Below are 23,183 nucleotides of genomic sequence, written 5' to 3'. Positions count from 1 at the left end.
GGGGAGCCACCCGTGTCACCAGCCGAGACGCTGCTCGACGACGCCCTCGCGGCGGCGCGCGGCACCGACGTACGCGCCGCCGAGCGCGCCCTCGACCGGCTGGTGGTGGGCGACGGCGCGGCGATGGACGCGGCAGTGCTCGCCCGGCTCTCGCGGGCCGTGGGGCGGCTCTGGCCGCGCGGCTGGCAACCGGTCGACCTGGACCGGCTCGCCACCCGCCGGCTGACCGCGCGCGGCGCCCGGCTGCTGCGCGACGCGCTGGCCGCCCAGCGCCGCGCGTTGCCCGGGCCGGTGCCGGCCTGGTTCGACGAGCAGCTCACCGAGCTGGGCGCCCGCTGGGACGCCGACGCGGGCTGGCTGGACCGCCGCGCCGACGGCGACCGGATCACCGCGCTGCGGGACGCGGTCGACGCGCTCGTCCTGGTCGAGGGGCTGCCGCCGATCGCGCTGCTCCGCCCGCCGCCCGGCGCCGCCGCCGTCCCGCTCGCCGCCGTGCCGGCCACCGGCTCCCGGATGCTCGACCGGGTACGCGCGCTGCTGGCCAAGGCCGAGTCGAGCGGCTACCCGGCCGAGGCGGAGGCGTTCACCGCGAAGGCGCAGGAGCTGATGGCCCGGCACAGCATCGACGCGGCGCTGCTCGACGCCACCGCCGAGCGGCCGGACCGGCCGGGCGGGATGCGCCTCGGCACCGATGCCCCGTACGCGGCGGCGAAGGCGCTGCTGATCCAGGAGGTGGCCGCCGCGAACCGGTGCGAGTCGGTCTGGTCGGACGACCTGGGCTTCGCCACCGTGCTCGGTTTCCCGGCCGACCTGGCCGCTGTCGAACTGCTGCACACGTCGCTGCTGGTGCAGGCCACCGCCGCGATGCTGCGCGGTCGCGGCGATCGCAGCGGGCGCGGCAAGGGCGGTGGCCGGCGCACCAAGGGCTACGACGAGTCGTTCCTCAACGCGTTCGCGCTGCGAATCGGGGAACGACTGCGGGCGGCCAGCACGGCGGCGGCCGAGGAACACGCCGACGACCGGCTGCTGCCGGTGCTCGCGGCCCGGTCGGACGCCGTCCGGGAACGCGCCGACCAGCTCTTCCCCGGCACCACCCGGCACCGGCTCCAGGTGCGCGACACGGAGGGTTGGAGTTCCGGCACCACCGCCGCCGACCGCGCCTCCCTGGACGCCGGCCGCCCCGCCCCTCGCCCCCTGCGCGGCCCGCGCTGACCTCGATGAGTGGGGTGCCAAGGGGTTCGTCACGATGGCCGCGACAGAACGGACGCCGGGCTGGCCGGGGTGCGCTTGTGGAATCTGCCGTCGGGCGTCCGCCTGACGTTTCACCTCCTCCCACATGGCAGGCAATTCTTCTCGCATGCCGGGAGCGGGAGAGATCTTGGAAGCTGAGCGCCCCTCCAGGGGCCATTTCCCTCCAAGATCTCGGACGGTGGCGTCGATCTGGCGGTCGACTGGAGCCCGTCCTTCCGGAAGGGAGGGCGTTGATCACCGCTTCTGGAACATGATCGATGCGCAGTGCGCGAACCGATCCGCCGCCCAGTCGGACTGCGTACTGCCGGGTTGTTCACTTGTCCCGACCAGGTCCGGGCTGGAAGCATGATCTCCGCTGAAGTCCAGGAGAGCCGACCATGCCGACTGCGCCGGGTCGACAACTACCCTCGGTTTCCGAAAGTTCCCACCCCTCCCCGTGTCGGATCGGGCCGGCCGGCTCCGACCCGTCCGTGAGGCCACCGACGGTGGCCCGTACCCGAGGAGTGGACCATGAAGTACATGCTGCTGATCTGGAACCGGCCCGGCTTCGCCGACGAGCTGACCGAGGCGGAGCGCACCGCGATCTTCGGCGAGGTCGACCAGATCATGAAGGAGCTGACCGAGTCCGGTGAACTGGTCGGCGGGGAGGCGCTGGCCGACCCGGCGCAGACCCGCACCGTACGCCCCGCGGGCGGCGGCACGGAGATCACCGACGGGCCGTTCGTGGAGAGCAAGGAGCAGTTCGCCGGCTACCTGATGGTCGACTGCGAGACCCCGGAGCGGGCCGCCGAGATCGCCGCGAACTGGCCGGACGTGCGGCAGGGCTTCGGTGTGCTGGAGGTGCGCGCGGTGATGGAGCAGGCCGGGACGGAGATGTGACCCCCCGGGCGGTCGAGGACCTGCTGCGGACACTCGCGCCGCAGGTCCTCGGCGTGCTCGTCCGCCGGCACGGCCAGTTCTACGCCGCCGAGGACGCCGTCCAGGAGGCGCTCCTCGCCGCCGCCACCCAGTGGCCGGCGCAGGGCGTACCGGACTATCCCCGCGCCTGGCTGGTCACCGTGGCCACCCGCCGGCTCACCGACGAGTGGCGCAGCGAGCACGCCCGTCGGGCCCGCGAGGTCGCGGTGGCCGTCCGGCAGCCGGCGTACGCGGCGGTCGCCCCGCCCGCCGACGAGGAGCCGCCCAGCCGGGACGACACGTTGCGGCTGCTCTTCCTCTGCTGCCATCCGGCACTGCCGGCCAGCGCCCAGGTGGCGCTCACGCTGCGGGCGGTGGGCGGGTTGAGCACCGCCGAGATCGCGCGGGCGTACCTGGTGCCGGAGGCCACCATGAGCCAGCGGATCCGCCGCGCGAAGCAGCGGATCGAGGCGGCCGGGGCACGTTTCACGCTCCCGTCGGGAGCCGACCGGGACGAACGGCTGGGCGCGGTCCTGCGCGTCCTCTACCTGATCTTCAACGAGGGCTACACCGCGTCCAGCGGCGCCGAGCTGCACCGGGTCGAGCTGACCGGGGAGGCCATCAGGCTGGCCCGGGAGCTGCACCGGCTGCTGCCGGCCCACGGCGAGGTGGCCGGGCTGCTGGCGCTGATGCTGCTCACCGACGCGCACCGGGCCGCGCGTACCGCACCGGACGGGGAACTGGTGCCGCTGGCCGAGCAGGACCGCACCCGCTGGGACCGAGCCGCAGTGGCGGAGGGGATCGCCCTGGTGACCGAGGCGTTGACCTGGTCCGCGCCCGGCCCGTACCAGGTGCAGGCGGCCATCGCCGCGGTGCACGCGGAGGCCCCCACCGCCGCGACCACGGACTGGCCGCAGATCGTGGCGCTCTACCGGGTGCTGGCCCGGATCGCGCCCAACCCGATGGTCACCCTCAACCAGGCGGTCGCGGTGGCCATGGTGGACGGCCCCCGGGCCGGGCTGGCGCTGCTCGCGCCGCTGCACGCCGACGACCGCACCGCCGGCCACCACCGCCTCGCCGCCGTCCGCGCGCACCTGCTCGAACTGGCCGGCGACCAGGCGGACGCCCGGGCCGCCTACCTGGCCGCCGCCCGGGCCACCACCAGCCTGCCCGAGCGGCGTTACCTGGAGGTACGCGCCGCGCGGCTGGCCGCCGACCGATGAGTTCCGCCGGCCCGGAAGGTCCACCCCTCATGGGAGAAGTCACCAGTCAACTGTCGGTGTCGTTGGACGGGTACGTGGCCGCGCCGGGCCAGAGCCTGCAGGACCCGCTCGGGCGGGGCGGTCTGCGGCTGCACGAGTGGGCGTTCGCCACCGAGAACTGGCGCACCCAGCACGCCCTCACCGGCGGGGAGCGCAACGTCGACGCCGACGTGGTCGAGGAGATGACCGCCGGCATCGGGGCGTACGTGATGGGCCGGCGCATGTTCGGCGGCGGCGAGGGGCCGTGGGATCGGACCTGGACCGGGTGGTGGGGTGACGACCCGCCGTTCCGGACCCCGGTGTTCGTGCTGACCCACCACCCCCGGGCGGCGCTGCTGATGGCCGGCGGCACCGAGTTCCACTTCGTCACCGACGGCGCCGAGGCGGCGCTGGAGCGGGCCCGCGCGGCGGCCGGCGACCGCGACGTCTGCGTGGCCGGTGGCGGCGGCACGGTACGCCGCTACCTCGCGGCGGGGCTGCTCGACTCGCTCTGGCTGCACGTGGTGCCGATCGTGCTGGGCGGCGGCACGCCGCTCTTCGACGGGCCGCTGGACGTCACCCTGACGCCGGAGAAGGTGGTCGCCGGCCCCACCGTCACCCACATCCGCTACCGCGTGCCGCGCTGACCCGGCGTCGGGTCAGAACAACCGTCCCCGGTACGGGTGCGGCCGCTCCCAGGTCTCTTCCCAGAGCAGCAGGTCGGCCTGCCACTGCGGAAGGTCCGGATGGTACTCACGGATGAGGTCGGTGCGCTTCGGCAGGCTGACCAGGAAGCGCCAGTACCGCTCCAGCACCTCGCGCACCTCCGGGACGGGGTATTCGCCGTGCTGGAACTCCAGCCACTGGTTCTGAAGCGTCACCCGGTCCGCCCCGAAGTGGACGTCGAACTTGTCGCTGCTCCATTCCTCGAAGGGCATTTTGCCGTTCGACACGTCGTCGATCATGGCGAGTGCGTCCAGGCAGACCCGGAAGTACACGGAGATGTCGGTGATCAGCCACACGCCCAACGCCTCGTAGCGCGCATCGGCCACCTGATACAGCGGCAGCTTGAACTCGTCCACGGAAAACGTCATCGAACTCACGGACAACCTCCGACTTGTCACACCACAGGCCAGCCGTGCTTCAGCGCACCTGTCTGAGGATGGTAGTAGCCCTCGATGGTCACGTTGCGGTACGTGCCACGCCACGTACCGTCGGGCAGACGACGCGCATTCTGGAAGGCGCCACTGATGGCTGCGTCCACCTCTGCCGGCGTCCAGTGGTCAGGGAAGAAGGAGCTTACGCCGTTGTTGCCGCCCTTCGGCTTCCACGCTCCGGCCGGCGGATTGGCTGACCGGTCGAAGTATTCCGGCTCGGCCGTGTATGCCTGGGTGCGCGGATCCCGACGCAGCGTGCCGGGCTTCAATCGACGCCCCGGGAAGTCTTCACCGCCCGGTCGGTAGTGGTAACCGGAGCCGGTGGTCTTGCCTGGTCGTTCATGCCCCTTGAACACGTGCTCCCGTGAGTGCGGGGTCATTCGACCGGGTCGGTGACGCTTGCTGGCTCGCTTCAGATATTTGAGCGCCGCACGCATCAGCCGCCCGCTGGCCTTGCCTGACCCCTTGGCCATCAGCTACTCACCCGTCGACGAGCTTCCAGAGGACTTCCTGGACGAGGTTGCCGACGATGGTGCGGGCCAACTGCTGGAAGAGCGGGATCTCCAGCAGCGAGGCGCCGAAGGTCACCGCCGCGGTAGCGACCGCCTGTGCGATCTGGACGGCCAGGATGACCAGTTGCACGATGACGGCGACCTTGAGCGCGAGCACGATCGCCCCGCAGATGATCAGGCCGGTGCCGGTGAGCACCGCGGCGGTCACCCCGTCGCGCAGGCTGTCGGCGGGGCTGTCCTCCCGGTTCCACCAGGTCTGGAACGCGGTGATGTCCTGGCCGGTGTGCTGGGTCCAGACCGTCGCCGCTCCGGTGTTCGCGTCGGCGACCACGCCGGAGAGCGTGCCGGAGAAGCGGATCCAGGCGTTGCCCATCTCGAAGAGCTTGACCTCGTCGGCCTCCGGCCAGGTGTAGCCCAGGATGCCGAGCAGCGACCGCAGCTCGGCGGGGAGTTCCAGGCCCATGGTCAGTCTCCCAGCGCGCGGCGCATGCCGTCGAAGCCGCGGGTGATCGCCGCCTCGGTCTCGGCGTACCGGGTGGCCATCTCGCCGAGGTCGGCGCCGGCGGCGGAGATCTCGGCGAGGGCGGTGCCGAAGCACTCGAACGCGAACGCGGAGACCTCGTCGTGGGCGGCCCCGATCAGCGAGCCGATGTCGTCGGAGCCCCAGGGCCGGCCGAATCCGGCCAGCTCGGCCCGGAACGCGGTCAGCGCCTGACCGAACCGGGTCGCCACGCCGCCCAACGCCAGCCCGGAGGCGCCCAGGCCGTCCGGGTCGACCTCGACCGGCATCAGCGGCCGCCCTGGCGGGAGAGCCGGTCCTGCGCCTCGACCAGCGCGTCGGTGAACGCGGTGAACTGGCGCCCGGCGTCCTCCTGGATCCGGCGCAGCTGCTCGCCGAGCGAGCCCAGGTCGACCTGGCCCGGCACGGCGGCGAGGGCCTGCTCCTGAAGATCGGTGAGTGCGGCGTTGACCGCCGCCCCGATCTCCTCGGCCAGGGACTCGCTCGGCATCCGCATGACCCGGGGGTCCAGGGTCAGCGCGGTGACCCGACCGGGCGGGCCGGCGGTGACCCGGATCAGGCCGTCGGCGGCCTCCCCGACGCCTTCCGGGGGCGCGGGCTGCTCGCCCGCGCCGGCGTCGGTGTGCCGCTGCAACGCGGCCATGGTGTCGGACAGCACCCGGCCGAGGCCGGCCGGGTCGGCGGGGTGGGCCATCGCGCAGCTCCTGGCGGAATCGAGGTCGCCTCGCATCCTATTCAGGAACGCGGGCCACGGTGACCCCGGGTGAGCGACTGTGGACGGTCGGGCGTCCACTCCCCACCACGCACGCCGGGCCGGCCCGAAGGCCGGCCCGGTGGGGTGTGCGACGCGTACGTCAGCTCTTGAAGGCGTCCTTGATCTTCTCGCCGGCCTGCTTGAGCTTGGCGCCCGCCTGGTCGTTGCGGCCCTCGGCCTCGAGGCGCTCGTTGTCGGTGACCCGGCCAACGCCCTCCTTGACCTTGCCCGCGGCGTCCTGGGAAGTGTTGTCGATCTTGTCGTCGAGACCCATCGGAACCTCCAGCTCAGCGGTTGCGTGACGACAACTAGTTACCCAGCGGTCCACCACCCCAACCATGCCGGTGCCCGACGTCACCCGATCGGACGAAAGCGCCGCAGTCGCAGGCTGTTCGCCACCACGAAGACCGACGAGAAGGCCATCGCCGCGCCAGCGAGCATCGGGTTGAGCAGCCCGGCGGCGGCTAGCGGAAGCGCTGCCACGTTGTAGGCGAACGCCCAGAACAGGTTGCCCTTGATGATCGCCAGCGTGCGGCGGGAGAGCCGGATGGCGTCCGCCGCGGCCAGCAGGTCGCCCCGGACCAGGGTCAGGTCGGCGGCCTCGATGGCCACGTCGGTGCCGGTGCCCATGGCCAGTCCGAGGTCGGCCCGGGCCAGCGCGGCGGCGTCGTTGACCCCGTCGCCGACCATGGCCACCACCCGACCCTCGCGCTGGAGCCGCTCGACCACGGCCACCTTGTCGGCGGGCAGCACCTCCGCGATCACCTCGCCGATGCCCACCTCGGCGGCCACCGCGTTCGCCACCGTGGCGTTGTCGCCGGTGAGCAGCACCGGGGTGAGCCCCAGCCCGCGCAGCCGGTCGACCGCCGCGCGGCTGGTCGGCTTCACCGCGTCGGCCACCGCGAGCACGCCCCGGGCCCGTCCGTCCCAGCCGGCCAGGACCGCCGTGCGACCGGCGGCCTCCGCGCCGGTCGCGGCCCGCACGACCTCCTCGGGTACGTCGAGACCGCGCTCCCGCAGCAGCCGGAGCCGCCCGACCACCACGCTCCGGCCGTCGACCGTGCCGGCCACGCCGAGCCCTTCGGCGTTCGCGAAGTCGTCGACGGCGACCGGCGGACCGGCTGCCGCCGCGCCCTCGGCGACGGCCCGCGCGATCGGGTGCTCGGAGGCCGCCTCCAGCGCGCCGGCCAGCCGGAGCAGCTCGCCGGCGTCCTCGCCGGTCGCCGGCAGCACCTCGGCCAGGGTCATCCGGCCGGTGGTGACGGTGCCGGTCTTGTCCAGCACCACGGTGTCCACCCGGCGGGTGGACTCCAGCACCTCCGGCCCCTTGATCAGCACGCCGAGCTGCGCGCCGCGCCCGGTGCCGACCAGCAGCGCGGTCGGGGTGGCCAGGCCGAGCGCGCACGGGCAGGCGATGATCAGCACGGCCACGGCGGCGGTGAACGCGGCGGTCGGCCCGGCCCCGGTGCCGAGCCACCAGCCCAGCGTGCCGGCGGCCAGGGCGATCACGATCGGCACGAAGACGCCGGAGATCCGGTCGGCGAGGCGCTGCACCGCCGCCTTGCCGGTCTGCGCCTGTTCCACCAGTCGGGCCATCTGGGCGAGCTGGGTGTCGCCGCCGATCCGGGTGGCGCGCACCACGAGCCGGCCACCGGCGTTGACCGTCGCGCCCACCACGGCGTCCCCCGGCCCGACCTCGACCGGCACCGACTCGCCGGTGAGCATGCTGGCGTCGACCGCCGAGGTGCCCTCCTCGACCACGCCGTCGGTGGCGATCTTCTCGCCGGGCCGGACCACGAACCGGTCGCCGACCGCGAGCTGGTCGACCGGGATCCGGACCTCCTGCCCGCCGCGCCGGACCGCCACGTCCTTCGCGCCCAGCTCCAGCAGGGCCCGCAGCGCGGAGCCGGCGGCGCGCTTGGCCCGTGCCTCGAAGTAGCGTCCGGCCAGGATGAAGACGGTCACCCCGGCGGCGGCCTCCAGGTAGATGTTGCCGGCGCCGTCGCCGCGGGTGATGTCGAACCGGAACGGGTGCGTCATCCCGGGCATCCCGGCGTCGCCGAGGAAGAGCGCCCACAGCGACCAGCCGAACGCGGCCAGCGTGCCGAGCGAGACAAGCGTGTCCATGGTCGCCGCGCCGTGCCGCAGGTTGATCAGCGCCGCCCGGTGGAACGGCAGCCCGCCCCAGACCACCACCGGCGCGGCCAGCGTGAGCGAGGCCCACTGCCAGTAGTCGAACTGCCAGGCCGGCACCATGGCGAGCAGGATCACCGGCAGCGTCAGCACCGCCGAGACCCACAGCCGGGTACGCGCCACGCGCAACTCGTCCACCGGCTCGGCGGCCGGGGCCGCCCCGGCCGGGGCGGGCGGCGGCGGCACCTCGGCCGTGTAGCCGGTCTTCTCCACGGTGGCGATCAGGTCGGCCGGCGCGACCGCGTCGGCGTAGCGGACGGTGGCCTTCTCGGTGGCGTAGTTCACCGTGGCCTCGACGCCGTCCATCCGGTTGAGCTTCTTCTCGATCCGGGCCGCACAGGACGCGCAGGTCATGCCGCCGATCGCGAGTTCGATCAGGTTCGGCGCGGTCGGCAGCGCCTTTCCCGTGGTGGTCATCGCGACACCTCCCCGGTCAACTGTGCCCGTGCCCCGGCGTGCCGTGTCCGGCGTCCGGGGTCGGTGCGGTGGTGGGTGCCGGCGCCGGGTCGCCGGCCAGGACGGTGAACTCGGCGGTGTGCACCGCGTCGCCGTGCCGGAAGTCCAGGTAGAGACGGTACGCCCCGACCGACGGCACCTCGGCCGCGAACGTGACGGCCGGGCCGGCCGGCGTCCGCCCGTCGCCGGGTGTGCCGTCGGGGTGCACGTGCAGGTAGGCCAGGTCGCCCTGGCGCAGCGCCACCAGGTGGCCGTACGCCCCGAGGTAGGGCTGGAGGTCGGTGACCGGGCGGCCGTCCCGACTGACCGTCAGCGTGAGCCGGCTGGTGCGGCCGGGCTCCGGGGTGCCGGTGAGCGTGACCGTGTAGCCGTCGACGGTGGCGGTGGTGGCCGGCGCGGGCAGTGGCCGGGCGGCCAGCGGACCGGGAACGGTGACGTCGACGCCGAGCGTCAGCGGCTCGCCGCCGGTCGGCGTGAAGTCGGCGAACGCCCGCCAGACGCCGGGCCCGGCGAGCGGCGAGGCGACCCGCCAGGTGCCGTCCTCGGCCAGCTCGGGGTGCACGTGCCGGAAGCCGGACAGGTCGCGGCGGGCGACGATCAGGTGCATGCGCTTGTCGTGCGCCACGTCGTAGCGGGTGACCGGTGCGCCGTCCGGGCCGGTGATCCGGAACGCGAACTGCCCCTCGGGGGCGGCCGTCGGCTGGAGCGTGTAGCCCCGGTCGGAGACCAGCAGCCCGCCGGGCAGGTGGGCGTCCGCACCTCCGGCGTGACCCGGGTCGCCGTGGTCGGCGTCGGTGGCGTCGTGGCGGGTCTCGGCGGCCGGGGCGGCGGGACCGGCCACGTGACCGATCCCGTACGCCCCGGCGAACACCGCCGCGAGGCCGAGGGCGAAGCCGCTGAGCTTCGTCGCCGTGTTCATGGTGTCTCCTCGGCTCTGCGGGGTCCGGGGACCCGTCACGCCCCGGCGAGGTCGTAGCCGGCCTCGTCCACGGCGGCGCGTACGGCGTCCGCGTCCAGCGGCTCCCGGCTGGTGACGGTGACCCGGCCGGTGGCCAGGTCGACCTGGACGTCGGTGACGCCCGGCAGCGCGTTCAGCTCGGTGCTGACGGCGGTGACGCAGTGCCCGCAGGTCATGCCGCGCACCTGGTAGGTGGTGTCCATCTCGCCCTCCGATCCTGATACCCCCTGGGGGTACGAGCCGAACGTTATCATACCCCTGGGGGGTACGCTATCCTCGACGCATGACCACGCCGTCCACCCCGGTCCGGGGCTACACCGCCAGCAAGGACCAACTGCTCGCGCGGCTCCGCCGCATCGAGGGGCAGGTCCGGGGCGTCGAGAAGATGGTCGAGGACGACCGTTACTGCATCGACGTGCTGACCCAGATCTCCGCCGTCCAGGCCGCGCTGGACAAGGTCGCGCTGGGCCTGCTCGACGGCCACGCCCGGCACTGCATGCACGAGGGCGCCGCCGAGGGCCGCGCCGACGAGATGGCGACCGAGATGATGGCCGCCGTGGGCCGCCTCATGAAGCGCGGCTGACCGGGACCTCCGGCCCGGCGGACGGGCCGCCCGGCCCGGTCCGGTCACGCCCCGGCCGCCGTACCGTCGAGGTGACGGCCGGGCCGGCGAACCGCCGGCCAGGCGTGACGGACGGAGGGCAGCCGGATGATGTGGCCGGGCCCGATGATGGGCTGGATGTGGATCTGGGCGCTGCTGGCGCTCGCGGTGCTGGCCGGGCTCGTCTGGCTGGTGTTCCGGCTGCCCGGGCCGGACGCCGCGAGGCCGGGCACGGCCCGGCGCATCCTCGACGAGCGGTACGCCCGCGGTGAGATCGACGAGGACGACTACCGGAGCCGGCGGGCCGGCCTGAGCTGATCCGCGCCTGCCGGGGTGGCCCGACCCGGCCTGGCTACCATGGCCGGCGGCGACCCGGGCGTGGTCAGGACGCGTCCGCGCCGACCGGTGCCCGACCGGTCCGGTGACCCGGTGCGCCGCGACCCGTTGGGAGGGCCGCCGTGGGCGCCGACCACACCCGTCCCGCCCCCGCCGCGCCGCCGGGCGTACGCCGGCTCCTGGTCGCGACCGTGGTGCCGCTCTTCGTGCTCACCGTGATCGCGGCGCTGGTGCTCTGGCCCCGGGGCGGCGGCCCGGAACCGGCCGGCGGCGAGAACGTGCCGCGCCACCACGGCACGGTGACCCGCGTGGTGACCGAGCCCTGCCCGCCCACGCCGGAGGCGCCCGAGGGCGGCGGCGGCCGGTGCGGCACCGTGACGGTCACCGCGGAGCAGGGCCCGGACGCCGGCCGGCAGGTCGAGACGCCGGTCCCCAACGGCCCCGGGGCGCCCCGGGTCGAGGTCGGCGACGAGGTGATCCTGGTCGAGCTGACCGACCCGGCCGACCCGTCGGTGAAGGCCTACAACATCGCCGAGCACCAGCGCGGTACGCCGCTGATCTGGCTGGTGGCGCTCTTCGCCGCCGCGATCGTGGCGTTCGGGCGCTGGCGCGGGCTGGCCGCGTTGGGCGGGCTGGTGGCGAGCTTCGCCATCCTGCTCGGCTTCGTGCTGCCCGGGATCGGCGCCGGCCGGTCCCCGCTGGCGGTGGCGATCGTCGGCGCCGCCCTGATCATGTTCGTGGTGCTCTACCTGACCCACGGGATCACCGCGCAGACGTCGGTGGCGGTGCTCGGCACGCTCGGCAGCCTGGTGGTCACCGGCGTGCTGGGCACGCTGGCCACGGCCGCCACCCACCTGACCGGCTTCGGCAGCGAGGACGCCACCACGCTGTCCATGTTCCGGGGCGACGTGGACCTGCACGGCCTGCTGCTGGCCGGCATCATCATCGGCTCGCTCGGCGTGCTGGACGACGTCACGGTCACCCAGGCGGCCACCGTCACCGAGCTGGCGCACGCCAACCCCGACCTGTCCCGGCGGCAGCTCTACCGGGCGGCCACCCGGGTGGGCCGGGCGCACATCGCGTCCACCGTCAACACCATCGTGCTGGCGTACGCGGGCGCCTCGCTGCCGCTGCTGCTCCTGCTGGTCGCCGACTCCCGCCCGGTGGGCGAGATCCTCACCAGCGAGTTCCTCGCCCAGGAGATCGTCCGCAGCGCGGTGGCGACGCTCGGGCTGATCGCCGCCGTACCGCTCACCACCGCGCTGGCCGCGGTCGTGGCCACCGCCGGGCGGCGCACGCCGTCGGCCGGGGCGTCGACGCCGCCGCCGGCCCGGCCACCGGCGGCCCGCGGCGAGGCGCTGGAGGCGCTCGGCGGGACGCCGGCCGACCGGTGGCCCGGCGACCGGGGAAGTACGGATGTCGCATGGTGACACTCCGCTGCGTGACGGCCCGCGTCAAACGCGATGCTGGTCACGCTGGGCAATGTCGAATTCTCGCGATTGGTCGGCTTCCGGGCGTAGATCCCCGGTCGACATCTCGGGTAACCTCGCTGCCGGTCACCGCCGAAGGCGCGCACCCGCGCCTGCGGTGCCGCCGCCCAATCGCCTCCGGGCGAGCCGGGGAACCAGGTACATGGGGTGAATCCGCGCGAGCGGTAGGGGCCACTTCCGTCCCGAACCCGTCAGCTAACCCGGTCGGCGGCCGACGGAAGGGAACACTGTGACGGCACCCCTGCGCCGCTGCTTGACACCCGTGGTGGCCGTGCTCGCCGCGCTCGCCGTGCTGGCCGGCCCGACCCCGGCCTCGGCAGCCCCGCACACCGCCGCCCCCAACCCCTCGGGGCACGCGGAGGACGACGACCCACCGCTCATCAGCGAAGCCGTCACCGCGGCCAACCGGAACTACCTCCAGGCCAAGTCCAAGTTGGACAAGTCGCGCAAGCGGCAGCTCCAGCTCGCGCTCGAGGTGAAGGCGGCGCAGAACCAGCTCGACGCGCTCAGCCCGCAGGTCACCGAGATCGCCGCGCAGTCCTACCGCACCGGTCGCGTCGGCGCGATGGCGATGCTGCTGGAGAGCGACTCGCCCGACTCGTTCGTCCGCCGGGCCAGCGCCCTGGACGAGCTCAACCTGTTCAACGCGCAGCGGCTCGCCGCCATCAACGAGGTGAAGACGCGCGCCGAGCAGGCCAAGATCGCACTCGACGCCGAGGTGCGCGAGCAGGAGAAGCAGACGAACGCGATGGCCCGCGAGAAGGTCGAGGCGCAGAAGGCGCTGAAGCTGGTCGGCGGGCTGGGCTTCACCGGCGGTCTGGTCTCGGCCACCTCACCGGTCGCCAAGATCGGCCCCGGCCGCACCGCCGACGGCGGATGGAAGTCCGAGTCGTGCAGCGAGAACGACCCGACCACCTCCGGCTGCGTCACGCCGCGCACCCTGCACGCGTACAAGGAGGTCAAGCGCGCCGGCTTCAACCGCTTCGTGGGCTGCTACCGCCCCGGCGGGCCGTGGGAGCATCCCAAGGGCAAGGCGTGCGACTGGTCGTTGCAGAACAGCGGCTTCGCACCGTGGCACAACAACGACACCCGCCGGTACGGCAACGAGGTGGCCGCGTTCCTCATCCGCAACGCCGACCGGCTGGGCATCTACTACGTGATCTGGAACCGGCAGATCTGGTTCCCGGCCACCGGCTGGAGTTCCTACAGCGGACCGTCGAACCACACCGACCACGTGCACATGTCGCTGCTCTGACGCGTACGCGAAAATGGGGGGTCGCCTTCGGGCGGCCCCTTTTCGGGTGTCCGGCGTGCGGTCAGCCGGCGAGCGCCGGGTCCGCCGGTGCGGCCGGCGCGGGCAGCGGGGCCGGCGACTGCGCCACCGTCCGCACCTCGCCGCCGCTGAGCCGGTAGGACATGCCGACCACCGCGCACGCTCCCCCGGCCACCCGCTCGGCCAGCACCGTCGAGCGGGCCAGCAGCGTCTCCACGGTCTGCGCGATGTGGACGTCGATGATGCCGTCGAGGTCCGCGACCTCCTGCCGGGCGGCCCGGAGCAGGCTGGGCGAGACGGCGTCCACCACCGCGCCCAGGTGCCCGGCCGGCGCGGAGCCGGTGCGGACCGCTTCCCGGGCCGCCTGGACCGCGCCGCACGAGTCGTGACCGAGCACCACCACGAGCGGCGTGCCGAGCACGGTCACCGCGTACTCGACGCTGCCGAGCACCTCGGGGCCGGCGGTGTGCCCGGCGGTACGCACCACGAAGAGGTCGCCGAGACCGCGGTCGAAGATGATCTCCGCGGCGAGCCGGGAGTCGGAGCAGCCGACGATCACCGCGAACGGGTGCTGGCCCTCGGCGACCGCGGCCCGGTGCCCGGCGTCCTGGTTCGGGTGCTGCGGCACGCCGGTGACGAACCGGTGGTTACCGGCCCGCAGTTCGGCGAGTGCCTCATCGGGGGTACTCGGGGTCATCGCAGCTCACCTCGTCCTCGGGCGGAACGACCGGGCCGGCCGGCGGCGGTGTCGGCCTCGCGACCCACCGTCACACGGGACCGAAGGCACGTCAAGATTTCGTGATACGCATTTCAGGCGTCACGGCCGCGCCGCGCTCCGGTTCCGACCAACTGCCCCGAACGCCATACGATGGCCACCATGGCGACCACACCAGGTGAGGACGGGAGCCGCCGGCACTGGACCTTCCTCACCAACCACGGGCACGTGCTGCTGGCCATCGCGCGCAACCCCACCGCGCGGCTGCGGGACGTGGCGGACGAGGTGGGCGTCACCGAGCGGGCGGCCCAGGCGATCGTCGCCGACCTGGAGGCCGGTGGTTACCTCCACCGCACCCGGGTGGGCCGGCGCAACGAGTACACGATCAACCCGAACGGCCGCTTCCGGCACCCCGCCGAGGCCGACCAGCAGGTCGGGGCGCTGCTCGACCTCTTCGCCGCCGACCAGTCGGCCATGGACGCCACCACCGAGCGGTGACCGCGGCCGGGCGCACGCCCACGCCCCGCACGCGTCCGGTCGCGACGGTAATCTCACCGCGTGCGCGACAGCTTGCGGCCGGACCGGACGACGGGGCGCCTCCGTACCGGACATCGGATCGGGTCCGTCCTGGCCGGAGCGGCGGTGGCCGCCCTCGTCGGCGGCGCGCTGGCGGTCCCCGCACCCGCGGTGGCCGCGCCGAAGTGCGGGCCCACCGGCGGGCCGGCCCCCACCGAGGTGCCCTGGGCGCTGAGCCGGCTCGATCCGGCCGCCGCCTGGCGGGTCGGCAAGGGGCAGGGCGTCACGGTCGCGGTCGTCGACTCCGGCGTCTCACCGAGCCACCCGCTGCTGCGCGGCCGGGTGCTGCCCGGCGAGGACTTCAACCAGCTCGTCCACCTGCGCGGGCAGTGCGACCTGGTCGGGCACGGCACCATGGTGGCCGGCATCATCGCCGGCCGGGAGGGCAGCGGCTCGCCCTACACCGGCATCGCGCCGGAGGCCCGGATCCTGCCGCTGCGGGTGCTGGCGGAGAACAAGGAGAACTTCGACCCGGACGTGCCGGGTGAGATCGGCCGGGCGATCCGCTGGGCGGTCGACCACGACGCCGACGTGATCAACCTGTCCCTGGTCACGCTCGACGACCCGGCGTTGCGGTCGGCGGTCGCCTACGCCCTCGGCAAGGGCGTGGTGGTGGTCGCCTCCGCCGGCAACCGGCAGGAGAACCGGGAGGACCGGCCGGCCTACCCGGCGGCGTACCCCGGGGTCATCGCCGTCGCCGGCATCGACGAGCAGGGCGGGCACGTCGGCAGCTCGGTCAGCGCGGACTACGTGGACCTCGCCGGCCCCGGCCTGAACATCGTCGGCCCCGCGCCACAGGGTCCGGGCTACCGGGCCGAGCCGCAGGGCGGGACGAGTTTCGCCACCGCGTACGTCTCCGGGGCGGCGGCGCTGGTCCGCGCCGCGTACCCGGACATCAGCCCCGACGAGGTGGCCTACCGGCTGACCCGCACCGCGGACAACCCGCCCGACGGGCACAACCCGCAGGTCGGCTACGGGATGGTCAATCCCTACCGGGCGGTGACCAGCCTGCTGGGCACCCGGAACGACCCGCCGCTGGGCGCGATGCCCCCGCCCGCCCCGCACGCCGACCCGCTGGCTCGGCAACGCATCGTGGCGGTCTGGGTCGCCGTGGTCGGCGCGCTGCTGGCCGGCGTGCTGCTGACGGTGCGCCCGATCCTGGCACGCGGCCGGCGGCGCGGATGGCGTCCCGGCCGGCGCGACATCCCCCGGGACGCCTGACCGGAGACCCGGAACACAGCACGGCTCCGCCCGACGGGAGCCGGAGCGGAGCCGCGGTGGACCGGTCGAGGGGTCAGCCCCAGACCTTGGAGTTGCTCATCTCCGTGGTCATGTAGTTCTCGCGCGCGATGCCCACCGCGCCGCCGATCTCGTTGAGGACCTTGTTGATGTCCCGCACGGCGGCGTCCCACTGGGCCTGGTGCTGCTGGTAGGCCACCCGGTCCTGGCCCTCCCACTCGAGCTTGGTCAGCATGGCCCGCAGCGTGTCCAGCTTCTCGTCGATGGTCCGCGAGATGGCCTGCATCTGCTGGTTGCTGCTCTCGAGGACAGCGTAGTCAACCTTGATGCTCATCGATTCCTCCTCTGCCTGTCTTCGCGGATCACGGGTTGAGCGCAGCGTGGAACTTGTCCAGCATCTGCTGCTGATCTTCGTCGTTGACCTGGTGCGTCGTGCCGGACTTGTCCAGCAGGTCCGCGATGTTGTCCATCGCGGTGAGCAGCTTGTTCGTGTCCTCGGTCCAGCGGGTCATCAGGCTCTGGAAGCCCGTGGAAGCCTGGCCCTTCCAGGCCATGGCCAGGTCGTCGACCACGTTCCACAGCTTCTTGAGCTCACCGTCGACATCGCTGCGCGTGGACCGCACGTCACTCGCGGCGGTGTGCAGGCTCGCTGCACTGACCTCGAACGCCATGCTTCACACCCTTCCGTCATCTTGTGGCGGCGGATCCGCCGCGCCCCTCCCCCGCGGCAAGGCGAACACACCCCACCGACGGACACATCATCCGAACCGTAGCGGACGACATCCAACCTGCGCAGCCCTGCCAACGGGATCCGGGGCGCACCCTACGAAGTGGACGGTGCGGGTGGTCGCCGCGCGTCCTGACCAGCATCGTCACGCCGAAGACCAGCACCGCGACCAGCAGCGCCGCCACCAACCACAGCAGCGGCTTCCCGAGGGCGCCCTCGACCACCACCAGGATCGCGTCGACGTCCACCGTGTTCGCCATCGTCGGCCGCCCTCCCGCTCAGCGCCGCAGGCCACGGGCCGGGTCGGACTTGTGCCCGAATTGGCCTACGTGGCGGCGCATGTCGGGACCGTAGGGGATGAGTTTGACGAGCCGCGGCAGACGGACCCGGCGGATCTCTGTCACGCCGGGTCCGATGAGGATGCTGTCGGCAGGGCTCAGGCCGGTTGGTGGGACACGACGCCGCCGATTGCCTCGATCATGGTGGCCGTCCGGGGGTCTGGGGCCATCGTGATGCGGAGTCCGTTCATCACGTACCCGAAGGCGACGCCGCTGGCCGGATCGGCGTAGCCGAGCGAGCCGCCGTGGCCGGGGAAGCCGAAGGCGGTGGGTGACCACCACGGCTGTTCCGGCAGCGGCAGGCCGAAACCGAGCGCCGGCCGGGTCGGCACCATCAGCACGCGGTCGATTCCGCTGGCCTGCTCACGGGTGGCGGCGGTGAGGGTAGCCGCGTCGAGGATCCGGACGCCGTCGACCTCGCCGATCAGCCCGGCGTAGAAGCGGGCCAGTGAGGCGGCGGTGCAGATGCCGTTGACCGCGGGGATCTCCGCCGTCCAGGCACGTGGATCGGTGAGGTCGAGCGGCGGGTCGGTCACCATCACCGACCGGACCACCAGCGATGTCGGATCGGTGTACGCGGCGAGCGCCTTCCGTAGCGCTTCCGGCACCGCCTCGGCGGCGGGTGGGGTGGTCGGCTGCTCCACGGTCCGGGCGACCCGGTGCGCCTCGGTGGCGGGTAGGCCGATCCAGAAGTCCAGGCCGAGTGGTTTTCCGATCTCGTCGGCGAAGTACGTGCCCAGGCTGCGGCCGGAGACGCGACGTACCACCTCGCCGACCAGCCAGCCGTAGGTGAGCCCGTGGTAGCCGTGCGCGGTACCCGGCTGCCAGGCCGGTGCCTGTGCGGCCAGCGCGGCGATGACCGGTTCCCAGGTCAACGCCGGCTCCCGCGGCACCGGACGGTCGAGCACCGGCAGCCCCGCCTGGTGGGACAGGAGCCAGCGGACCGGGATGTTGCCCTTACCTGCCGCCGCGAATTCCGGCCAGTAGTCGGCGACGGGTGCGTCCAGGTCGAGTTGCCCGCGCTGGGCGAGCAGGTGCGCGCAGGCGGCGGGCACGCTCTTGGTGGCCGAGTGGACCACCTGGAGGGTGTCTTCCCTCCAGGCGCGACCGGTGGTGGGATCGGCGACTCCGCCCCAGAGCCGAACCACCTCCCGGCCGTGCCGGTAGACGCTGAGGGCCGCGCCGATCTCGGACCGCGTTTCGAAGTTCGCCAGGAACGCCTCCCGAACCGGCTCGTAACCCGTCGCGACGGTGCCACTGACCAGGGACATGTGCTTCTCCTCTTGGAGCGTCGGGCGCGGACGACGACCAGTCCAGGCATGGGCGTCAGGATATCCTGACACTGTAAGTCAGGGAACCCTGACGAACATATGCTTGCGGGATGGCGGAGGAAATGGTTCCGGGGCATGCGGACCTCATCGGGTTCCGGTTGCCCGACGGGACGCTGAGTACCGACGCCGCAGCCCCGGCCGACACCGTCGGATACCGGGCCCGGTGTCGTTGCGGTTGGATCGGAACCAGCGACTATCCGGCCGCCGACGAGGGGCGCTGGATGGCCACCTCCGAGTGGGGTGGACACATCAGGCCGATCCTGGCCGCCACCGCGCCCGGCTGGCTGCTGGGCCGCTCCGACACTCTCCGGGACAACGTCGCCGAGCTCGCCACGACCTGGCCGTTGCAGGCGCTCGGCGTCCTGGCCGAGGTGGAACGCTGGCAACGGCCGCTGACCGAACGGGCCGTGACGGCGGCCCGGGAGGCCGGGCTCTCCTGGGCTGAGATCGGCAAGGCGCTCGGCATCAGCCGGCAGTCGGCGCATGAGCGGTTCCGCAACGTCGCACCGGCCAAGCCACCTGCCTGAGGTCCTCGGCGACGCCCCAGTCGACCCCGTCAGCCTGCGTGCCAGCGCGTCCGGTCAGGCCGGCTCCGTCCAGGCGGTCTGGATCAACTGCTGACCGTCGCGGCGGCGGACCAGGGTGCCCCGGCCCGGCGGCTGCGGACTCGGTCGCAGGTTGCCGAAGACCGCGCCCTCCTCCCGGCTGCCGGACATCAGCAGGCCCGGCGAATCCAGCTCACGCAGGCGTTGCAGCACCGGCTCGTAGAGGGCCCGGGCCACACCACCCACCCGTCGCGTCACGATCAGGTGCAGGCCGATGTCCCGCGCCTGGGGCAGCAGCTCGTGCAGCGCGCTGAGCGGATTGCTCCCGCCGGAGGCGACCAGGTCGTAGTCGTCCACCAGGATGTACAGCTCCGGCCCCCGCCACCAGCTCCGGTCACGGAGCTGCGCGGTGGTCACGTCCGGACCCGGCAGCCGGTTCTGCAGGGCGCTGCGGATCGAGCCGAGACCCTGACTGAACACCTGGTTCGACGGCGCGTAGTCGAGCAGGTGGTCGCCCTCGACCGCGCCCAGCAGGCCGCGCCGGTAGTCGGCGATGACCAGCCGCGCCTGCGCCGGCGTGTACCGCTCGGCGATCCCCCGGGCGATCAGCCGCAGCAGGTTCGTCTTGCCGCACTCGGCGTCGCCGAACACGGTCAGGTGCGGCTCGCCCGCCAGGTCCAGGTGGACCGGGGCCAGCGCCGACTCGTTCACCCCGATCGGGATGCCCGGGACGGCCCGATCGACCACCGTGGCCAACTCGCCGACCGTGAGCCGGCGCGGCAGCAGCCGCACCTTCGGCGCCGGCCGGCCCGGCCAGTTCGCCGCCACGTGCCCGGCCAGCGCCACCGACGCCTCGGTCAGGTCCTCGATGTCACGCCTGCCGTCGATCCGCGAGACCGCGGTCAGGAAGTGCAGCTTGTCGCGGGTCAGGCCGCGGCCCGGCGCGCCCACCGGCACGTTCTGCGCGGCCCGCCGGTCGATCTCCGACTCGGCCGGGTCACCGAGCCGCAGCTCCAGCTTGGTGCCGAGCAGGTCCCGCAGGTTGATCCGGATCTCCGCCCAGCGCACCGCCGTGACCACCACGTGCACGCCGAAGCCCAGCCCCCGGTTGGCCAGGTTGGTGACGGTCTGCTCCAGCTCCTCGTACTCCTGGCGCAGCGTGTTCCAGCCGTCCACGACGAGGAACACGTCCCCGAACGGGTCGTCGGCGAACTCCCCGGCGGCCCGCCGCCGGCGGTAACTCGCCACCGAGTCGATGCCGTGCTGGGTGAACCGGCTCTCCCGCTCGTCGAGCACGGCGACCACCTCGGCCACCGTCCGGCGGACCGCCTCGACGTCGCGCCGCCCGGCGACGCCCGAGACGTGCGGCAGCCCGTCCAGGCTGCGCAACGCGCCGCCGCCGAAGTCGAGGCAGAAGAACTGCACCTCGCGCGGCGTGTGGGTGAGCGCCAGGGAGGCCAGCAGCGAACGCAGCATGGTGCTCTTGCCGCTGAGCGAGGCGCCCACGATCACCACGTTGCCACCGGCCCCGGCGAGATCCACCATCATCGGGTCGCGGCGCTGTTCGTAGGGCCGGTCCACGATGCCCACCGGGACGGCCAACCGGCCCCGGCCCGGCCACTCGGCGGTGGTCAGGCCGAACGTCGGGTGCACGCTCAACGCCGGCAGCAGCTCGGCCAGCCCGGACGGCTCGGCCAGCGGCGGCAACCAGACCTGGTGCGCGGGGCGTCCCCGACCCCGGAGCCGGTCGATCAGCACGTCCAACATGGCCACCGCCCGGCCGTCGCCGGACTGCTCGGGCTCCGGCGCGATCTCCGCCGCGGTCGGCAGCGCCGGCGCCGGCACGTGGTCGACGCCGTACGGCACGACCCGGCGCTGCACCTGCGCCCGGGTGGAGCGCTCCACCTGCCCCGGCGCCCGGTACGGGCCGGACACGTAGGCCGCGCGGAACCGCAGCATGGTGGCCGTGTCGGTCTTCAGGTAGCCGTGGCCGGGCGCGCTCGGCAGCTCGTACGCGTCCGGCACGCCCAGCACGATGCGGCTCTCCACCGCCGAGAACGTCCGCAGGCCGATCCGGTACGACAGGTGGGTGTCCAGCCCGCGCAGCTTGCCCTCCTCCAGCCGCTGCGAGGCGAGCAGCAGGTGCACGCCGAGCGACCGGCCGAGGCGGCCGATCATCACGAACAGGTCGATGAAGTCCGGCTTGGCGGCCAGCAGCTCGGAGAACTCGTCGCAGATGATGAGCAGGCTGGGCATCGGCTCCAGCGGCTCGCCGGCCGCCCGCGCCTTCTCGTAGTCGTAGCGGGAGACGTAGTTGCCGGCCGCCCGCAGGACCTCCTGCCGCCGGTTCATCTCGCCGGCCAGCGCGTCGCGCATGCGGTCGACCAGTGGCAGCTCGTCCGACAGGTTGGTGATCACGGCGCTGGTGTGCGGCAACGCGTCCAGCGAGGCGAAGGTGGCGCCACCCTTGAAGTCGACCAGGACGAAGTTGAGCTCCGCCGAGGAGTGCGTCACGGCCAGCGCGCCGACCACGGTCCGCAGCAGCTCGCTCTTGCCGGAGCCGGTCGCGCCGATGACCAGGCCGTGCGGGCCCATGCCCTCGTGCGCGGACTCCTTGAAGTCCAACTCGACCACGTTGCCGTCCGGCCCCAGGCCGAGCGGGATGCGCAGCCGGTCCCGGTGGCTGCGGGGACGCCAGGTCTGCGCGGTGTCCACGGTGGCCGCGTCGCCGACGCCGAGCAGGTCGGGCAACTCCATGCTGCGGGCCAGCGGCTCGTCGGTGCTGGCGCCCTGCTGCTGGGAGAGCCGGAACGGGGCGATCTGCCGGGCCAGCCCCTCGGCCGCCGGCCGGGTCAACCGGTCCGGCCGGCCGAGCCGGGGTGCGGTGGCGGCGCCGATCAGCCCGAGCCCGGTGCCGTCGCCGACGTCCAGGCCGAGCAGCCAGCGACCGGCGTCCCGAGGCACCGTGCCGGACAGGTCCACCACTGTGGTGCCGAGCAGCCCCGGCCCGGTCAGCGCACAGGTCGCCGAGACCTCGCCGCCGTCGAGCACGACCACCACGTGCGGCGCGGTGGTGAGCGGCTTCGCCTCCGGGGCGAACCGGGGACGACCACCCAGCTCGTGGGCGAGCGCCGACTCCGCCTCGGCCAGGGCGGCGAAGACCAGCCGGCGCGCGCCCGCCGCGTCCGTACGCACCGGGTGCTGGGCGTGCGGCAACCACTTGACCCAGTCCCAGTCCGGCTGCCGGTCCGACGCGGCCACCACGACCACCAGCAGGTCCTCCGGGGCGTGGAACGTCACCAGCTGGCCCAGCGCGGCCCGCGCCAGGTCGAGCACCGGCTCCCGGTCGCCGCGCACCGCGACCCGGCTGAACGCGCGCAGCGACAGCGCGGTGGGCAGGTCCGGCACGCTGGAGTGGGCGCGGACGAACCGGCGCAGCGCGATCGCGCTCATCGGTTCCAGGTCCTCCACCGGCTTGGTCTCCGGCGGCACGATCTCCACCGCCAGCCGCTGCGGGCCGAGCGCGATGCGTACCTCGCCGAAGTCGTCCTCGGTGGGTCGCCGCTCCCACCGCCGGCGCGAGGCGGCGATCGACCAGAGCGCGTCCGGCTCCGGGTGCCGCCAGGTCATCGCGGCGCGCTGCTGCTCGGCCGCCCGCCGGGTGCGCTTGCGCATCTGCGCCAGGTAGCGCATGTAGTCGCGCCGCTGGGCGTTCAGCTCGGCCTTGTCGTTGCCGCCGTTGCCGAGCGTGCCGACCGCCATGCCCAGCATGGACACGCCGAACAGGCCGCCGGCCACGTACGTCATCATGCCGCCACCACGGCCGGCGTAGAGGAAGGCCATCGCGCCGACGCCGCAGAGCATCGGCAGGATCATCAGCACCTGCCCCATGCCCTTGGCCTGCGGCTCGGGCAGCTCGGGCGGGGACTCCAGCAGCACCTCACCGCGCGGCATCGCCGGCCCCGGTTGACGCGGTGGCCGGCGGAACACCACCGTACTCACGGCTCTCCCCTCACCCAGAGGTCCGCCACCGCCGGCGAGCGTCGGGTGGGCGACCTGTGCGACCGCCATCG

General features: G+C 73.5%; 26 protein-coding genes and 1 riboswitch. Of the genes, 11 read left to right on the top strand and 15 right to left on the bottom strand.

What is annotated here, in order from left to right:
* Window positions 1-12 precede the first annotated feature (12 nt).
* The 4 genes from ACH495_RS03830 (at window position 13) to ACH495_RS03815 (ending at window position 4,036) form a co-directional block, all read left to right on the top strand.
* A complete protein-coding gene (locus tag ACH495_RS03830) occupies window positions 13-1,212 on the top strand; it encodes a DUF2786 domain-containing protein (protein WP_396856212.1) in 1,200 nt (399 codons plus the stop codon).
* 549 nt (window positions 1,213-1,761) lie between these two features.
* Entirely contained in the window at window positions 1,762-2,130 is a 369-nt protein-coding gene (locus ACH495_RS03825) for a YciI family protein (protein ID WP_396856211.1), read from the top strand.
* The gene (locus ACH495_RS03820) at window positions 2,127-3,371 is read left to right on the top strand and encodes an RNA polymerase sigma factor (protein WP_396856210.1); all 1,245 of its coding nucleotides are present in this window, start codon (window positions 2,127-2,129) and stop codon (window positions 3,369-3,371) included. The genes ACH495_RS03825 and ACH495_RS03820 overlap by 4 nt, the downstream gene beginning before the upstream one ends.
* Window positions 3,372-3,400: 29 nt before the next feature.
* On the top strand, window positions 3,401-4,036 hold the full coding sequence (locus ACH495_RS03815; RefSeq protein ID WP_396856209.1) for a dihydrofolate reductase family protein: 636 nt from the start codon (window positions 3,401-3,403) through the stop codon (window positions 4,034-4,036).
* Between the two features lie 12 nt (window positions 4,037-4,048).
* Here ACH495_RS03815 and ACH495_RS03810 read toward each other — a convergent pair whose 3' ends face one another.
* From ACH495_RS03810 to ACH495_RS03770, 9 genes are all read right to left on the bottom strand, one after another.
* On the bottom strand, window positions 4,049-4,483 hold the full coding sequence (locus tag ACH495_RS03810; RefSeq protein ID WP_396856208.1) for a hypothetical protein: 435 nt from the start codon (window positions 4,481-4,483) through the stop codon (window positions 4,049-4,051).
* Between the two features lie 26 nt (window positions 4,484-4,509).
* Window positions 4,510-5,019, bottom strand: coding sequence for an EndoU domain-containing protein (locus tag ACH495_RS03805; RefSeq protein WP_396856207.1), 510 nt, complete (start codon window positions 5,017-5,019; stop codon window positions 4,510-4,512).
* Window positions 5,020-5,026: 7 nt separating this feature from the next.
* Window positions 5,027-5,521 (bottom strand): hypothetical protein, encoded by a 495-nt coding sequence (locus ACH495_RS03800; protein ID WP_396856206.1) that lies wholly within the window; start codon window positions 5,519-5,521, stop codon window positions 5,027-5,029.
* Between the two features lie 2 nt (window positions 5,522-5,523).
* Window positions 5,524-5,847, bottom strand: a complete 324-nt coding sequence (locus ACH495_RS03795) for a hypothetical protein (protein WP_396856205.1) — start codon at window positions 5,845-5,847, stop codon at window positions 5,524-5,526.
* Complete coding sequence (locus ACH495_RS03790) at window positions 5,847-6,272, bottom strand: YbaB/EbfC family nucleoid-associated protein (protein WP_396856204.1); 426 nt, start codon at window positions 6,270-6,272, stop codon at window positions 5,847-5,849. Before ACH495_RS03790 ends, ACH495_RS03795 begins: the two co-directional genes overlap by 1 nt.
* 160 nt (window positions 6,273-6,432) lie before the next feature.
* On the bottom strand, window positions 6,433-6,606 hold the full coding sequence (locus tag ACH495_RS03785) for a CsbD family protein (protein ID WP_396856203.1): 174 nt from the start codon (window positions 6,604-6,606) through the stop codon (window positions 6,433-6,435).
* Window positions 6,607-6,686: 80 nt separating this feature from the next.
* The gene (locus ACH495_RS03780; RefSeq protein WP_396856202.1) at window positions 6,687-8,942 is read right to left on the bottom strand and encodes a heavy metal translocating P-type ATPase; all 2,256 of its coding nucleotides are present in this window, start codon (window positions 8,940-8,942) and stop codon (window positions 6,687-6,689) included.
* Between the two features lie 16 nt (window positions 8,943-8,958).
* Window positions 8,959-9,900 (bottom strand): hypothetical protein, encoded by a 942-nt coding sequence (locus ACH495_RS03775; RefSeq protein ID WP_396856201.1) that lies wholly within the window; start codon window positions 9,898-9,900, stop codon window positions 8,959-8,961.
* Between the two features lie 35 nt (window positions 9,901-9,935).
* Window positions 9,936-10,142 (bottom strand): heavy-metal-associated domain-containing protein, encoded by a 207-nt coding sequence (locus tag ACH495_RS03770; RefSeq protein ID WP_396856200.1) that lies wholly within the window; start codon window positions 10,140-10,142, stop codon window positions 9,936-9,938.
* A gap of 80 nt (window positions 10,143-10,222) precedes the next feature.
* On the opposite strand from ACH495_RS03770, the gene ACH495_RS03765 reads away from it, so the two are divergent.
* The 4 genes from ACH495_RS03765 (at window position 10,223) to ACH495_RS03750 (ending at window position 13,621) form a co-directional block, all read left to right on the top strand.
* Entirely contained in the window at window positions 10,223-10,522 is a 300-nt protein-coding gene (locus ACH495_RS03765) for a metal-sensitive transcriptional regulator (protein WP_396856199.1), read from the top strand.
* Between the two features lie 156 nt (window positions 10,523-10,678).
* The gene (locus tag ACH495_RS03760; protein WP_396856198.1) at window positions 10,679-10,858 is read left to right on the top strand and encodes an SHOCT domain-containing protein; all 180 of its coding nucleotides are present in this window, start codon (window positions 10,679-10,681) and stop codon (window positions 10,856-10,858) included.
* 140 nt (window positions 10,859-10,998) lie between these two features.
* The gene (locus tag ACH495_RS03755; protein ID WP_396856197.1) at window positions 10,999-12,306 is read left to right on the top strand and encodes a YibE/F family protein; all 1,308 of its coding nucleotides are present in this window, start codon (window positions 10,999-11,001) and stop codon (window positions 12,304-12,306) included.
* Window positions 12,307-12,460: 154 nt separating this feature from the next.
* A riboswitch (cyclic di-AMP (ydaO/yuaA leader) is annotated at window positions 12,461-12,592 on the top strand.
* A gap of 3 nt (window positions 12,593-12,595) precedes the next feature.
* Window positions 12,596-13,621, top strand: a complete 1,026-nt coding sequence (locus ACH495_RS03750; protein ID WP_396856196.1) for a coiled-coil domain-containing protein — start codon at window positions 12,596-12,598, stop codon at window positions 13,619-13,621.
* A 61-nt stretch (window positions 13,622-13,682) separates the two neighbouring features.
* Here ACH495_RS03750 and ACH495_RS03745 read toward each other — a convergent pair whose 3' ends face one another.
* Window positions 13,683-14,336: a carbonic anhydrase gene (locus ACH495_RS03745; protein WP_396856195.1), complete on the bottom strand. Its 654-nt coding sequence runs from the start codon at window positions 14,334-14,336 to the stop codon at window positions 13,683-13,685.
* 171 nt (window positions 14,337-14,507) lie between these two features.
* Here ACH495_RS03745 and ACH495_RS03740 point away from each other — a divergent pair, with 171 nt between their 5' ends.
* Both ACH495_RS03740 and mycP read left to right on the top strand, forming a co-directional pair.
* On the top strand, window positions 14,508-14,852 hold the full coding sequence (locus ACH495_RS03740) for a helix-turn-helix transcriptional regulator (RefSeq protein ID WP_396856194.1): 345 nt from the start codon (window positions 14,508-14,510) through the stop codon (window positions 14,850-14,852).
* A 60-nt stretch (window positions 14,853-14,912) separates the two neighbouring features.
* A complete protein-coding gene (gene mycP, locus ACH495_RS03735; RefSeq protein ID WP_396856193.1) occupies window positions 14,913-16,151 on the top strand; it encodes a type VII secretion-associated serine protease mycosin in 1,239 nt (412 codons plus the stop codon).
* Between the two features lie 73 nt (window positions 16,152-16,224).
* On the opposite strand, the gene ACH495_RS03730 is transcribed toward mycP, so the two are convergent.
* The 4 genes from ACH495_RS03730 to ACH495_RS03715 all read right to left on the bottom strand — a co-directional run bounded on the left by ACH495_RS03730 (window position 16,225) and on the right by ACH495_RS03715 (window position 18,505).
* Entirely contained in the window at window positions 16,225-16,503 is a 279-nt protein-coding gene (locus tag ACH495_RS03730) for a WXG100 family type VII secretion target (protein WP_396856192.1), read from the bottom strand.
* A gap of 28 nt (window positions 16,504-16,531) precedes the next feature.
* Entirely contained in the window at window positions 16,532-16,840 is a 309-nt protein-coding gene (locus ACH495_RS03725; RefSeq protein ID WP_396856191.1) for a WXG100 family type VII secretion target, read from the bottom strand.
* Between the two features lie 16 nt (window positions 16,841-16,856).
* Window positions 16,857-17,156 (bottom strand): hypothetical protein, encoded by a 300-nt coding sequence (locus ACH495_RS03720; protein WP_396856190.1) that lies wholly within the window; start codon window positions 17,154-17,156, stop codon window positions 16,857-16,859.
* Window positions 17,157-17,332: 176 nt separating this feature from the next.
* A complete protein-coding gene (locus ACH495_RS03715; RefSeq protein WP_396856189.1) occupies window positions 17,333-18,505 on the bottom strand; it encodes a serine hydrolase domain-containing protein in 1,173 nt (390 codons plus the stop codon).
* A gap of 110 nt (window positions 18,506-18,615) precedes the next feature.
* On the opposite strand from ACH495_RS03715, the gene ACH495_RS03710 reads away from it, so the two are divergent.
* Window positions 18,616-19,092 carry a hypothetical protein gene (locus ACH495_RS03710; RefSeq protein ID WP_396856188.1) on the top strand — a complete coding sequence of 159 codons (477 nt, stop codon included), beginning with the start codon at window positions 18,616-18,618 and terminating at the stop codon, window positions 19,090-19,092.
* A gap of 54 nt (window positions 19,093-19,146) precedes the next feature.
* Here the strand turns inward: ACH495_RS03710 and eccCa are convergent, their stop codons facing one another.
* Window positions 19,147-23,112 carry a type VII secretion protein EccCa gene (eccCa, locus tag ACH495_RS03705; protein ID WP_396856187.1) on the bottom strand — a complete coding sequence of 1,322 codons (3,966 nt, stop codon included), beginning with the start codon at window positions 23,110-23,112 and terminating at the stop codon, window positions 19,147-19,149.
* Window positions 23,113-23,183: the final 71 nt, after the last annotated feature.

This window comes from Micromonospora sp. NPDC018662, assembly GCF_044391475.1.
Classification (GTDB): Bacteria; Actinomycetota; Actinomycetes; order Mycobacteriales; family Micromonosporaceae; genus Micromonospora.
The sequence above is the reverse complement of the archived record's forward strand: the minus strand, read 5'-3'. Positions and strand labels throughout refer to the sequence as shown.